The organism is Peptoniphilus sp. oral taxon 836 str. F0141 (assembly GCF_000179335.1).
Lineage (GTDB): Bacteria > Bacillota > Clostridia > Tissierellales > Peptoniphilaceae > Peptoniphilus_A > Peptoniphilus_A lacrimalis.
Genome location: NZ_AEAA01000025.1, coordinates 1 through 582 on the forward strand (window position 1 = coordinate 1; position 582 = coordinate 582).

The following is a 582-nucleotide window of genomic DNA, read 5'->3' on the forward strand; positions in this document are numbered from 1 at the left end:
GAAAATCCACCCTTATAAATTATTTACTCTTATTTTTGATATATTCACGAACATCAATTATCTTGCCGTCTGCCATGATAATTTTAAAATCATAGTCAGTAATGTAAGCAACTGTTAGACCTAAAATTGAAGCGATAGGTGCAATAATAGCTCCAAAAGTAGAAGCTGTTAACGACAAAGATAAGACTGTTTCATTATCCTTTTCTACAATAAGTCTTGAAGCGTTACCCTTTCTCCAAATTTCCTTAATTCCTTGGATAATTTCATCAAGGGTGTCTGTTACTCCTCCAAAAATATCTTTTTTAGATTCATTTTCCTCAATAACTTCAGCTTCAGCTTCAATTCTTTCGTCTTTTTTATTTTGACTTACCTTAAATTTTTTTGCTTCAATATATCCAATTGCCCTATCAACATCTCCATCAGAATTTAAAAGAGCCTCTCTAACTAACTCATAACCTGCTCCAGTAGTATTAATGACATAGTCAATTTTTTCAAGATTAATCATCTTATCACCTCTGTTATTATTTTACCCAATAAATATTATTAAAATCTAAAGGAATTGTTAAAGTTTAATTAAAAAAA

The 582-nt window shown here is 29.6% G+C and carries 1 protein-coding gene; it reads right to left on the bottom strand.

The window, feature by feature from the left end:
• Positions 1-19: 19 nt before the first annotated feature.
• Complete coding sequence (locus HMPREF9131_RS00995; RefSeq protein WP_009344873.1) at positions 20-505, bottom strand: DUF4342 domain-containing protein; 486 nt, start codon at positions 503-505, stop codon at positions 20-22.
• Positions 506-582: the final 77 nt, after the last annotated feature.

What these genes read in the sequence shown, in the direction of transcription:
- HMPREF9131_RS00995 (WP_009344873.1), bottom strand. Translation starts at nt 505, where the DNA reads ATGATTAATCTTGAAAAAATTGACTATGTCATTAATACTACTGGAGCA.